Annotated in this window: 13 protein-coding genes; 7 read left to right on the forward strand and 6 right to left on the reverse strand. The window is 42.9% G+C overall.

Annotation, left to right across the window (positions count from 1 at the left end; translation table 11 throughout):
- Positions 1–130: 130 nt before the first annotated feature.
- Positions 131–1123, reverse strand: coding sequence for an NAD(P)/FAD-dependent oxidoreductase (locus tag BM278_RS13385; protein ID WP_090950562.1), 993 nt, complete (start codon positions 1121–1123; stop codon positions 131–133).
- A 292-nt stretch (positions 1124–1415) separates the two neighbouring features.
- Here BM278_RS13385 and BM278_RS13390 point away from each other — a divergent pair, with 292 nt between their 5' ends.
- From BM278_RS13390 to BM278_RS13405, 4 genes are all read left to right on the forward strand, one after another.
- On the forward strand, positions 1416–2639 hold the full coding sequence (locus tag BM278_RS13390) for an NAD(P)/FAD-dependent oxidoreductase (protein WP_090950565.1): 1224 nt from the start codon (positions 1416–1418) through the stop codon (positions 2637–2639).
- A 239-nt stretch (positions 2640–2878) separates the two neighbouring features.
- Positions 2879–3376: an NUDIX domain-containing protein gene (locus BM278_RS13395; protein ID WP_090950567.1), complete on the forward strand. Its 498-nt coding sequence runs from the start codon at positions 2879–2881 to the stop codon at positions 3374–3376.
- A 287-nt stretch (positions 3377–3663) separates the two neighbouring features.
- Complete coding sequence (locus BM278_RS13400; protein WP_090950587.1) at positions 3664–3987, forward strand: YuiB family protein; 324 nt, start codon at positions 3664–3666, stop codon at positions 3985–3987.
- A gap of 104 nt (positions 3988–4091) precedes the next feature.
- The gene (locus tag BM278_RS13405; RefSeq protein ID WP_090950570.1) at positions 4092–4796 is read left to right on the forward strand and encodes a 3D domain-containing protein; all 705 of its coding nucleotides are present in this window, start codon (positions 4092–4094) and stop codon (positions 4794–4796) included.
- Positions 4797–4802: 6 nt separating this feature from the next.
- On the opposite strand, the gene BM278_RS13410 is transcribed toward BM278_RS13405, so the two are convergent.
- The gene (locus BM278_RS13410; protein WP_090950572.1) at positions 4803–5639 is read right to left on the reverse strand and encodes a cobalamin-binding protein; all 837 of its coding nucleotides are present in this window, start codon (positions 5637–5639) and stop codon (positions 4803–4805) included.
- A gap of 201 nt (positions 5640–5840) precedes the next feature.
- Here BM278_RS13410 and BM278_RS13415 point away from each other — a divergent pair, with 201 nt between their 5' ends.
- The 3 genes from BM278_RS13415 (at position 5841) to BM278_RS13425 (ending at position 9161) form a co-directional block, all read left to right on the forward strand.
- A complete protein-coding gene (locus BM278_RS13415) occupies positions 5841–7334 on the forward strand; it encodes a leucyl aminopeptidase (protein WP_090950575.1) in 1494 nt (497 codons plus the stop codon).
- Between the two features lie 190 nt (positions 7335–7524).
- A complete protein-coding gene (locus BM278_RS13420; RefSeq protein ID WP_090950578.1) occupies positions 7525–8145 on the forward strand; it encodes a DUF47 domain-containing protein in 621 nt (206 codons plus the stop codon).
- A 17-nt stretch (positions 8146–8162) separates the two neighbouring features.
- The gene (locus tag BM278_RS13425; RefSeq protein ID WP_090950580.1) at positions 8163–9161 is read left to right on the forward strand and encodes an inorganic phosphate transporter; all 999 of its coding nucleotides are present in this window, start codon (positions 8163–8165) and stop codon (positions 9159–9161) included.
- Between the two features lie 56 nt (positions 9162–9217).
- Here the strand turns inward: BM278_RS13425 and BM278_RS13430 are convergent, their stop codons facing one another.
- The 4 genes from BM278_RS13430 to modA form a co-directional block, all read right to left on the reverse strand.
- Positions 9218–9826: a biotin transporter BioY gene (locus BM278_RS13430; RefSeq protein ID WP_090950583.1), complete on the reverse strand. Its 609-nt coding sequence runs from the start codon at positions 9824–9826 to the stop codon at positions 9218–9220.
- 142 nt (positions 9827–9968) lie between these two features.
- Positions 9969–10325, reverse strand: coding sequence for a YuzC family spore coat inner layer protein (locus BM278_RS13435; RefSeq protein ID WP_244151172.1), 357 nt, complete (start codon positions 10323–10325; stop codon positions 9969–9971).
- A 433-nt stretch (positions 10326–10758) separates the two neighbouring features.
- Positions 10759–12087: an ArsB/NhaD family transporter gene (locus BM278_RS13440; RefSeq protein WP_090950584.1), complete on the reverse strand. Its 1329-nt coding sequence runs from the start codon at positions 12085–12087 to the stop codon at positions 10759–10761.
- A gap of 106 nt (positions 12088–12193) precedes the next feature.
- Entirely contained in the window at positions 12194–12964 is a 771-nt protein-coding gene (modA, locus tag BM278_RS13445) for a molybdate ABC transporter substrate-binding protein (RefSeq protein WP_244151173.1), read from the reverse strand.
- Positions 12965–13267: the final 303 nt, after the last annotated feature.

The following is a 13267-nucleotide window of genomic DNA, read 5'->3' on the forward strand; positions in this document are numbered from 1 at the left end:
GGAATAGGATTGTGGATAACGGCCTTCTTACCGATGAATAAGGAACCGTATAAAAAAAATCGCGGCTATGTAAAAAGGGATGCTTTTTGCCATATAAAGCATCCCTTTCATTTCGTGAGCAAAAAAGCAATTAGAACAATGAAGTCGAGTGCGCCGGCTGCATTCTCGCTTTCGGATCGATATACGTTTTTGCGCTGCTAATAGCGATTGGCGCTTCGCCGAATCCACAGGCAATGAGTTTTATTTTTCCTTCATATGTGCAAATATCGCCGGCAGCGTAAACGCCAGGAATATTTGTTTCCATTTTCGAGTTGACTTTGATCGAGTTTTTCTCGATTTCAAGCCCCCAGTTTTTAATCGGTCCAAGCGAAGAAATAAAACCATAGTTTACAATGAGAGCATCGATGTCGATCGTTTCGCGTGAGCCGTCTTTCACATGCTCGATGACGACTTGGCGGATGCCGTTTTCATCGCCGATTAACTCCACAGGAACGAATGGAGTTTTCACGTTGACTGTTGAATTCATCAATGTTTCCACACTATGTTCATGGGCGCGGAATTTATCACGCCGATGTACGATCGTTACTTTTTCTGCGATCGGCTCCAGCATCAGCGACCAGTCTACAGCTGAATCCCCGCCGCCGCAGACGAGCACTTTTTGCCCTTTAAATTGGTTTAAGTCATTAATGAAGTAATATAAATTTTTCCCTTCATATTGCGCCGCGTTTTCTAACTCAAGGCGCCGAGGCTGGAAAGCACCGTTTCCCGCGGTAATAACGACGGTTTTGGAATAATGTATTTCTTTGTTAGTCGTTAATTGGAATGTTCCATCTTCTAATTTTTCTAACTTTTCTACTGACTGTTCCAAGCAAACCGTCGGCGAAAATTTCTCCATTTGTTCTTTTAAATGATTAATTAATTCTTGGGCGCGAATTTTCGGAAATCCGGCAACATCGTATATGTACTTTTCAGGATAAAGGGCAGACAACTGTCCTCCTAGTTGCGGAAGGCTTTCGATAATTTTTACGCTCATTTGCCTTAATCCCCCGTAAAAAGCGGCAAACAGCCCTGTCGGTCCTCCGCCGATAATCGTAACATCGTATATTTTTTGATCTTCTTTCATTCGGACGATTCCTCCCCGCGATAAAATTGCCTTTATTGTTTTTATCATACCATAAAATGCGATAGTTATTATGACAATTTTTGCAGTTAAAAAAAAATAGAAAAACGTAAAAAAACGCTTGAAAAGATTCGAAAAAAAGTCTAATATGTTCTAGTGGAAACATTGTTAATTTTTTGTGAAAATTGTTCGACATTTTTTTGTCGACTAACGTGAATAATTTCACAAACTTTATTCAATAAAAATGTATATAGTGGCAAAAGCTATAAAAAATTGAAAAATTAAAAGGGTGGAAGTGATTCAGTTGAAAAAGCCAAATGTCGTCATTTTAGGTGCTGGTTATGGCGGTTTGATGACAACCGTGCGTTTGCAAAAGCTTGTTGGCATGAATGAAGCGAATATTACGCTTGTGAACAAAAACGATTACCATTATGAAACAACGTGGCTTCATGAGGCATCTGCCGGCACGCTACATCATGACCGGGTTCGTTACCCGATTAGCGATGTGATCGATCGCAATAAGGTGAACTTTGTGAAAGACACGGTAGTCAAAATACTTCCGGATGAAAAGAAAGTGTTAATGGAAAATGGCGAACTTTCCTACGATTATTTAGTCATTGCCCTCGGATTTGAATCAGAAACGTTTGGAATTAAAGGACTAAAAGAGTACGCTTTTTCCATTTCCAATGTGAATGCGGCGCGGCAAATTCGCGAACATATTGAATACCAATTTGCTACGTATAATACGGAAGAAGAAAAGCGGGAAGAACGCCTAACGATCGTCGTTGGCGGCGCTGGGTTTACAGGCATCGAGTTTTTAGGAGAACTGGTAAACCGCCTTCCGCAATTGTGCCGCGAGTATGATATCGACCCGCATAAAGTTCGCGTTATTTGTGTAGAGGCGGCGCCGACAGCGCTTCCAGGCTTTGATCCGGAACTTGTTGAGTATGCGGTCGGCCAATTAGAACGCAAGGGCGTTGAGTTTAAAATCGGCACTGCTATTAAAGAATGCACGCCTGACGGAATTATCGTAGCAAAAGGAGACGACGTCGAGGAGATTAAAGCAGGGACGGTCGTATGGGCAGCTGGCGTGCGCGGCAGTCGCGTCGTCGATGAGTCCGGCTTTGAGGCGATGCGCGGCCGCATTAAAGTAGACCCGTTCTTGCGCGTTCCGGGTCGCGAAGATATTTTCGTCGTTGGGGACTGCTCGTTAGTGATCAATGAAGAAACGAATCGCCCATATCCACCAACGGCGCAAATCGCTATGCAAGAGGGCGAGTTGTGTGCGAAAAACCTTGCTGTGTTAATCCGCCAGCAAGGAGAACTGCAGCCATTCCGTCCAGATATTAAAGGAACGGTTTGTTCGCTTGGTCATGATGATGCGATCGGGGTTGTATTCGGCAAAAAATTGTGGGGAACGAAAGCAAGCTTTATGAAAAAAGTCATCGACAACCGTGCTCTTTATTTAATTGGCGGTCCTTCACTTGTGATGAAAAAAGGAAAATTTAAATTCTTCTAATAGACGGGCAAACATCGTTGTTTGCCCTTTTTTCCATTTTTCATTGGCGGCATCAAGATCGTACACTAATTTATCAGTAAGCTTGGATCACCGGAAAACAAAATCGTTTTTTGATGTTTTTTACACAATTTCCAAAACTCAACCGGCCCAAAGGATGTTGGCGGTCAATTTTTCTGCATATCATGTTTTGTGGCGCGGTTAGTAGTTCCATTTTTACAAAATTAAAAAGGATGATTATTATGGATAAGAAGCGTGGCAACGTATGGATCGCAGCGGCGGGATTAGTGGTGAACGAGGCGGATGAATGGCTTGTGGTAAAGAAAAAATATGGTGGTTTAAAAGGAAAATGGTCGCTTCCAGCGGGATTTGTGCAGCCGGGGGAAACGCTCGATGAAGCAGCGATTCGTGAAATTAAAGAAGAAACGGGAATTGACGCGGAAATCGTTGGTTTTCTCGGAATGCGTACAGGCGTAATTCGCGATGAGATTAGCGACAATATGGCAATATTTTTGCTTCGCGCTATTTCAAACACTATTACTGTACAAACGGATGAATTGTTTACAGCTGCGTTTTTAAGCAAGCAAACGTTGAAAAAAGATGCGCATACATCGGGATTATTGCGGCATTTATTGCAATTAGAGCCGTTTCATTATTTTCCGGTTTGCGATGGGCTGAACCCTGGCGAACCATTTGGATATACAAAGTACCGACTTTATTTTAATGATTCAAAAAATTAAATGATATCAGAAAATCGAGAGCATATGATAGATAAATCCGTTTATATCGCGGTAGAACGGAAAATCTTTTTAGTAAAAATGAGGGAAAAAAGAAGGAAACATGAGGGGAAACGGCATGCCCGTATTGCCAAAGGAACGGATATGTATAGCTTTTGTTGGACGGGTCGGAAACTTGCTATCGATGTTTAGGAAAGGAATGAAACTGAAAAAATACGCCGTTTCTGAAAATTGACTCCCTTTATCCGATTCAGTACACTTAAAAGGAGCGTACTGGAGGTGATATGGGGATGCAAATGAGCTTGCCTGTTTTGCTCATTTCCATGCTTCTATTTTTTGTTTTATTTTTCGGCATCGGCTTTTTATTAAATATGTTGTTGCGCATGACTTGGATTATGGCGATTTTATGCCCGATTGTATTTATTTTTATTATCGATGATATTCCATGGACGAAATATTTTACTGATCCGGCGTCTTCCTTTATAGCACTAAAGAATAAAGTATTGTCACTGGCGCCAGCGGATATTTTCATTTTAGCTAGCGGATTTATCGGTGCGGTTTGTGCCGGATTTGCCATTCGCACGTTGCGCGCCAAAGGATATCAAATGTTTTAAGGCTTTCATGGGAAATGAAAGTCTTTTTTTTTGCCTCACTTTTCTCGCAATGAATATTTCGATTTTTTTGTGGAGATAAATAGAAATGTGAGAGGAGTGAGGAAATGATTCTTTTAAAAAATATAGTAAGAAGAATAACAATGTCGTTATTGTTCGCAATGGCGCTATTAACGACTTTTCAAGCGATTTCAGGGGTCGAAGCGAAAGCGATTGTTAACAAATTGTACGATGCGCCATCGTTTCATGCAGGCTATCACTTTTTGGACATATGGAAGGAAAGGCAATATGTTGCGATAGATAAACAATGGAAGTATTACGAGAAACAGAAAAAACCGCAAATTTCTTTGGAAAAGATTCATCAGCCGCTTCGCCTTGAAGAAGCGATTGATTGGTCCAAATATCCATCTACAGTTGTCGTTGCGACAGGATATACGGCAGGCGTAGAGTCAACAGGAAAAACGCCGGACCACCCAGAGTATGGGATTACGTATTCTGGAGTGCGCGTGAAACGCGACTTATATTCAACGATTGCCGCGGATTTGAATATATTCCCGATCGGTACCATTCTTTTTATTCCCGGATATGGATATGGGGTCGTGGCTGATAAAGGAGGGGCGATAAAAGGAAATCGCGTCGATTTATATTATGATACGGTCGAAGATGTATATAAATATTGGGGGAAAAAGACGGTACAAGTGTATATTGTGAAAAAGGGCGATGGGAAGCTTTCAGAAGAAGAGTTAAAACGGCTAAATGAAGATGAAACGATGCAAGTGTTTAGGCAGCAATATTTACAATCGAAAAGCTAAGGGCGGCTAGCGGCCGCCCTTAATTTTGCGGGCAATGTCCCACAATGGGTCAATGCCGTCGTCAGGCGGAAAAACGGATGGATGCAACATGGAGGCAAGCTTTTTTAGACCGAGCAAAAGCTGCGGGGAAGGGCGGCAATATAATGACTCCTCAAGCACGTAAACGCGGCCTTTACAGACAGCGTCCACTTTCTCTGCAGCGGGTCTCTTTTTGACGGCATCTTTATTCATCTTTTTTGTTTGCACGCCAACCCAGACGAGGCAAATATGGGAAGGATTTCTTCTTACTACTTCATCCCAGTCAGTTTGCACGTTTGCCTTGCTCACATCGTCGAAAATGTTCATTCCACCAGCGAGCTTGCTGATTTCGCTTAGCCAATTTGTTTTGCCGGGAGTAAAAATCGGTTTTGGCCACCATTCCCAATATAGACGAGCGGGATGTTTTATATTTGCGGCCAGCTGGCGATATTTGTCGATCAACGAGCGGTAACGGCGGACAATGGCTTGCGCCGCTTTCTTTTTATTGAGTGTTTCACCGAGGCGGAGCAAATCCTCGGCAATATCGTCCAATGAATTTGGCGCAAAAACGATATGGGGAATGTTTCGTTTTTCCAGTTCTTGCACGTTTCGTTCCATACCCGGAACGCTTAACGAAGCGAGCACTAAGTCTGGCTTCAGCGCTTCTACCTTTTTCATATCGATATTTAAGTCGGGGCCGACTCTCGGGAGTTTGCATACGGAGGGTGGCCAATCGGAATGGTCGTCTACTGCGATCAGGTGGTCAAGCATGCCTAAATAAGCAAGCAATTCCGTATTGCTCGGGCAAAGGGAAATTATCTTCATTACAACGTTCTTCCTTTCCATTTATCATCGCAGATAATATTTTCATTCTACATGGTTGCGCTGTTTCCTTTTGCTATATTTCATGGTTGCGATCGACGGAAGAAAATTTAAGCGATTGATGCTGATTCATAAGCGTGTCGAAATCGCCATTGTCATTCGATATAATGGAAAAGGAAATGTATTCATAAGGAGAGATGACGAATGTTTACCATTAGGCAGCAATTATCTCTTGATAAGGCGCATGAGGCGCTGGTGATAGGAATTTTTGAAAAAAATAAACCGCTGGACGGAATTGCCGCCGAGTGTGACAATCGCCTTGATGGTCAAGTATCGGTCTTGTTGAAAGAAGGGGATATTTCCGCGAAGAAAAAACAAATTTCCAAAGTACATACTTTAAAACAAGCAGGAGTAAAACGGCTTTATTTTGTCGGGTTAGGAAAAGAAGAAAAATTGACATTTGATTTATTGCGTGAAACATTTGGCAAGCTGTTTAAAACGATAAAACAAGCGAAATTAGCCGAAATAGCAGTTGCTTTGGATACGTTTGTCACGAAAAATATCGACGCGCTCGATGCGGCGCATGCATTAGCGGAAGCGTATTATCTTGCAACATACGAATTTCCTGGCTATAAGCAAAAAAAGAATGAACGGGAAAAGCAGATTGAATCGATTACGATCTACACCGAAGCGGATCAAGCGGAAATCGAAGCGAGCGTGTTTGTCGGCTCTGTATACGGCAAGGCGACAAATTCGGCGCGCACGTTAGTCAACACGCCAAGCAATTTATTAACAGCGGCTGATTTGGCGGAATATGCGGTACAATTAGCGAACAAATATGAATTTGAATACGAAGTTCTTGAGAAAGAAGATATGGAGAAACTTGGGATGGGAGCGCTTCTCGCGGTGAACCAAGGCTCGAAAAATCCGCCAAAAATGATCGTCCTCAAATACCAAGGAAAAGAAACGTGGGAAAACGTGATCGGGCTTGTCGGAAAAGGGGTGACGTTTGACACTGGCGGCTACTCTCTGAAACCGCGTGAAAGCATGATCGATATGAAAACAGATATGGCCGGGGCCGCGGCGGTGCTTGGAGCGATGGAAATCATCGGGGAGCTTCGCCCGGAACAAAACGTCGTCGCGGTTATTCCGGCTACCGACAACATGATTAGCGGCGAAGCGTTTAAGCCAGACGATGTCATTACATCGATGAGCGGAAAAACGATTGAAATAAAAAATACAGACGCGGAAGGCCGTTTAATTTTGGCGGACGCGATTACGTACGCGAAGCATCACGGGGCGAATTATTTAATTGATGTCGCGACGCTGACGGGCGGCGTCATCGTTGCGCTTGGCGTTCATACGACAGGTGCGATGACCAATAACGAAGCGTTGTTCGAACAATTATTGGAAGCTTCCGCGGAAACAGGGGAGTTCATTTGGCGCTTGCCGATTACGGAAAAAGACAAGGAACGTGTGCGCAGCAGCAAAATTGCGGATCTTAACAATTCCCCGGGACGAGAAGGCCATGCGATTATGGGCGGCGCGTTTCTCGGCGAATTCGCGGAAGATACACCATGGGTACATCTTGATATTGCCGGAACGTCCGTCACTGCAAAGGAACATGACCTCGGGCCGTCCGGAGCGACGGGGGTAATGGTTCGCACGCTTGCGACATTGGTGGAGCGGTTTGAATAACGCGGAAAACGAAGCCGATTTTCTTGGCTTCGTTTTCTTTTTCTTTTTAAAATGACATAATTATGTACAAAATGTTAAGAGAATGTAAATTTTGTGTAAATTTTTTTATGGTTCATTGTAAATTCGACATTTATTGCTAAAATAAAACACAGTGGCTTAATTTCCATACGTTAATAATGGGGGTTTTCGTATGATTTTTTCACCAAAAAAAGATGTCTTTTTTGATCTATTGTTTACGATTTCCGAAAACGTCAAAGAAGCGGCGCAATATTTCGTTGAGTATAAAATTAACAATGTTAGCGATTTAAAAGAATTGGCGCGCGTGATGAAAGAATACGAGCGCAAAGGAGACTCGTACATTCATGAACTTGTTGTCGAATTAAATAAAACGTTTATTACGCCGATTGAACGCGAAGATATTCACCAATTGGCGATGAAAATGGATGATGTATTGGACGGGCTAGAACAATGTTCCGCCCGCTTCGAAATGTTTTCTTTTACGGAAATTGATGATCATATGGTGAAATTTTTTGATAATATTTATCAAAGCACGATTGAAATCGCGAACGCTCTGAAGTTGTTGTCGCATAAAAAACTTCTCGATATGCGGACACATGCGATTAAAATTAAAGATTATGAGACAAAATGCGATGAAATTTTACGGGCTTCGATCAAAAATTTATTCGTAGACCAAAAAGACCCGATTAAAATCATTCAATATAAAGAGCTGTATGAAATGCTTGAAGAAATCGCCGATAGCTGCGAGGATGTGGCAAATACGATTGAAACGATCATCATGCGAAATGCGTAAAAGGAGACGGCGTTTTTATGGATACAGTATTTTTACTTACGGTGCTTATTGTCGTTTTTGCATTGGCGTTTGATTTTATTAACGGGTTTCACGATACTGCCAATGCCATTGCAACATCTGTATCGACGCGAGCGCTATCGCCGCGGCAAGCGATTATTTTGGCAGCGACAATGAACTTTATTGGCGCATTGACGTTTACTGGCGTCGCGAAAACGATCACGAAAGACATTGTCGACCCGTTCGCGCTCGAGAACGGTTCGATCGTCATTTTAGCAGCATTGACTGCGGCCATTGCGTGGAATTTAATTACGTGGTATTACGGAATCCCGAGCAGTTCTTCGCACGCGTTGATCGGCTCGATTGCGGGTGCTGCTGTTTCTGCGGCGGGATTCGATGTTTTGCATTATAAAGGGTTTTTTAAAATTTTAGAATCCCTTATTATCTCGCCATTTCTCGCTTTAGCGGTCGGTTTTATCATCATGAGTTTGTTTCGTGCCATTTTTAAAAATGCCAACTTGACGCGGACAACGAAAGGTTTCCGCATGTTTCAAGTTGTTACCGCTGCCTTTCAAGCGTATACGCATGGAACAAACGATGCGCAAAAGACGATGGGGATTATCACGATGGCGTTGATTGCCGCAAATTATCATACATCGAGCGAAGTTCCAGAATGGGTGCGAATTTCAGCCGCGATTGCGATGGGGATTGGCACATCGGTTGGCGGATGGAAAATTATTAAAACGGTTGGCGGCAAAATTATGAAAATACGCCCTGTTAACGGGGCGGCTGCCGATTTATCGTCTGCGCTAGTCATTTTTTCTGCCACTCTCCTTCATTTGCCGGTTAGTACGACCCATGCCATTTCTTCGTCGATTATGGGAGTCGGTGCGGCGCAGCGCGTCAAAGGCGTTAAATGGGGCGTGGCGCAGCGCATTGTGTTGACATGGATTATTACGTTGCCTGTTTCTGCGCTTATTGCTGGATTTGTATATCAAATTTTTAAATTGTTTTTTTAAAGAAAAAACGTGCATGGATTTCACATGCACGTTTTTTTGTAATGAAAAACTTTTTATTATGCCACATGTTGATGGTATGAAGCGGATTTACGGATGGACATATAAACTCGCGGTGAGATAATTCCAGCAATCACGGATAAAATAATATCTTTTGGAAGCGGAACGACCATCCAGCTCCACGCCAAAGCGTATGAAAACCCTTTAGGAGCTTCCGCCCAAAGCTTATAGGCGATATACATCCAGTTGGTGCCGATCAAGTAGTTAATTGCCATACCAGCGATCGTTGCAGCAATAAATCGGGCAACTGACGGGTTTCCATTTCCCCGTTCAATGATCCACCCTGTTACGTAAGCAGCAAAAATAAACGATATGATGAATCCGAATGTCGGCCGGACGACGCTGCCAAATCCACCGCTAAACTGAGCAAACACAGGAGCGCCGAATAAACCAATTAACATATAAACGGTCATTGCTACTGCACCTAATCTGCGCCCTAAAATCGCGCCGGCAAGCACGCAAAAAAACGTTTGCAACGTAATTGGCACACCGCCGATGACTAGAAATGGAGCCCATGACGTAATATTTGCGCCAATTGCCATTAATGCCGCAAACATGCCGACTAATGTCAAGTCAAGAGCTCGCCATTTTCGACGAGTTTCCTCCATATGTAAACCCCCTTATATAAATAGTTAACATAATCATCGTAGCGAACGATTTTTTATATGTCAACTATAATGTTTAGAAACGGTTTATCGCATAAAAGACAAAAGGGCTTCCATCTGAAGATGGTGTAGCCCTATGTTAATTTTACGGAGAAATAGGGAATATATTCCATCGAAGCCCGATGACGAGTTGGCAGCATAAAAACGCGCCCGGCGGAGGGGATAATGTGAAGCGGATGCCGTCAGGGTTAAAATAAAGTTCCACTTTTGATTTGATTCCGAGCGACTCAATCATCCTCTGGACTTCATTCTTTTTTCCTTCTTGCGCCGCGGACATGACGCTTGTGGCAAATGTTTTAGAGCTCGCTAATCGTTTCAGAATGATGCTTGCGTCGTTCATTAACATTTGCGCGGTAGCGGCTGATTGCAAGAACAGCGTTGGGTTAATCGGCGGATATTGTCTCAACATATACGGGGGAGGAAAGACAGGATAAAAGAGCACGGCAACTCCTCCTTACTTGCGATGTCTATATACTATATGTACAAAAGCGGAAAAAGGGGAATTTTTTCTTTAGAATTTTATGTCCTAATCTTTTGCAGAAACACGCGAATGCTTGCTGAAATGATCGTTTAAAAAACTGCAGGAGAAACTGAATGAAATGTGAAACTGATGTTCCTTCATTATTTTCACGCTAATTAGTAGCTTTATTGTTTTTATGCCGCGATAAAATCAAGAAATTTATGTAAAAAGAAGTGAGCAACAATGCGGTTCTATTTTCCAGAGGTATAAGTTCGCTGCACTGAAGGGGGACGGATTTTACAAAAACATGAGGATTTGGTCTTACGTCGTTGTGATTCGTCACTCGCACATGTTGTTCGTACACTTCCAATTTATGTTTATAATGTAAAAAGAACAGGAAAAAATCCTGTTCTTTTTACATTAAATAACGGATGAACAAATAGACGTGAGAGAGCAAAAGCGCGATGAACGTTAGCGGAGCGCCGATTTTTAAAAAGTCCATATAGCTGAATCCATGCCCTTCGCGCGAAGCGATGCCGGCGACAATGACGTTCGCTGAGGCGCCGATTAACGTGCCGTTTCCTCCTAAACAAGCGCCTAATGACAACGCCCACCACAGCACTTCAATTTGTGCGGAATCCGGCGATAATCCCATTCCAACGGCCATGTCTTTAATCAGCGGAATCATGGTGGCGACAAACGGGATGTTATCAATCGTTGCGGAAGCAAGCCCCGATACCCAAAGGATGAAATACGCAGCGACGGAAATATCGCCGCCGGTGACTTCCAACGCTTTTTCCGCCAAACTTTTAATAAGCCCGATATCGACAAGCCCCCCAACTAATGTAAAGAGGCCGGCGAAGAAAAAGATCGTCACCCATTCAATAGACGTAAATACGTCTTCGATTTCATGCTCTCGTACACCAATTAGCATTAATATGACTGCACCTGTCATCGCGATGACGGCGGCATCGACATGAATGACGGAGTGAAGGATAAACCCTAAAATCGTCAAAAACAATACGGATACGGATTTTTTTAGCAATGCCGCATCTTTAATGTATTCCGCTTCGTTCACACTGAGCAATTGATTGACGAGCTTCTCGTCCGTTTTTAATTGCCGACGGTATATAAAAGCGAGAATCGATACCGTAACAATCATAATAATGAGCACAATCGGCGCTAAATTAAACAAAAACGCGTTGAAGTCGAGATGTTTGTTTGCCGACCCGATCATAATGTTTGGAGGGTCGCCGATTAATGTCGCAGTTCCGCCAATGTTGGAAAACAACACTTCTGAGATTAAATAAGGAACTGGGTTTACTTGCAACATGCGCGTGATTGAAAAGGTGACCGGGACGATCAGCAATACCGTCGTGACGTTGTCAAGAAAGGCGGATAAAGTGCCCGTCAACAGCGATAGCATCACTAAAATGCGCAACGGCCGTCCTTTTGCTAATTTCGCCGTTTTAATTGCCACATATTGAAAAAAACCGGATTTACTTGTAATGCCAACAAGAATCATCATTCCGATTAAAAGGGTAATTGTCCCCCATTCAATATGATGGGTAAACGCTTTATGTACATCAACGATGCCAAAAATAATCATCAGCGCGGCGCCAAGCATAGCAATGACAGCGCGGTTGATTTTTTCAGAAATAATGATGGCATACGTAATAAGAAAAATGGCGATCGCCGCATAATATTGCAAGTTGGAAATTTCGGATGCTGTTGTATCATGCATGATAGACGCTCCTTTCTAAAAAATTAGCGTGTTCATTTTCTATGCCCCTCTTTTCCATCATGTAAAATCAGTATAGTCATTTTTTTCTGTTTTTTCAAACAGATAGTCATTTTGTCGCAACGATGAATCCATATTTATTGAAAATGCGCGATGCTTGTTTTGAATGCAAATATTCAGTAAATCGTTCTGCTTCTTTTTGCTGTTTGGATTGCGCTATGACGCCGGCTTTGTATGCAATTTGTCGATTTAGCGAACGCGGGGCGGTTGCGATAATACGAACGCGTTTAGAAGAAAGGGCATCTGTCCGATATACGATCCCGCAATCGGCGTTTTCCGATTCCACATATGTCAATACTTGCCGAACGTCTTTTGCGAATACATATTTGGATTGTAATTTTTCCCATACATCGGCGGTCTGAAGCCATTGTTTGGCGTATGCCCCGGCTGGTACGGTTTCGGGAATACCGATGGCGATGGAACGGATCGTCGGATGCTGCAAATCGGATAAAGAATGGATAGTACGCGCTTTCTGCTTCGGTGTAATCAGAACGAGTTCATTATAAACAAGAGGCCGGTTTTGCTTTGCAATCACTAGTTTTTTTTCGACTAATTGCTCAAACGCCGTTGGATCGGCAGAAACAAATACATCGATCGGCGCCCCTTGTTCAATTTGCTTTTGCAGCGTGCCGGTTGATGAAAAGGTAAAGGTGAGATTTATGTTTTGATGTTCTTTTTCATATTGCTCGCCAATCGCTTCAAGAACATCTTTCATGCTGGCAGCCGCTCCTATAGTAATATCTACGCTTTTGTCTGCTGAATGCGAACATCCCGCCAGAAGCAAGATAAAACATATGTAAATCGCTAGCTTTTTCATCATGTCGTTTCCCCTTTCGCATTAATTATAAATTATAGCATATCGCGCAACGCTCGGACTCTCGCCCCTTTTTTATAGAGTCAGTCAAGATTTTGTGGGAACTTTTTTGGTTCGCTAAAAAACAGGTGTAAGTCATAGGTTGGCGAACCATTTTTTTGAATTTCATCCGTAAGCGCTTTCGAACTCTCATCCCTTGTCATGACAGACGAATATGTATACCTTTTTTTACCATCCCTTGAGTTCAGACAGGGCATGATAGATCGGTGTCCCGGACGATTGCTGTAAATATGGCACGTTATTCCGCGT

Origin of the sequence: Parageobacillus thermantarcticus (genome assembly GCF_900111865.1) — a bacterium.
Lineage (GTDB): Bacteria > Bacillota > Bacilli > Bacillales > Anoxybacillaceae > Parageobacillus > Parageobacillus thermantarcticus.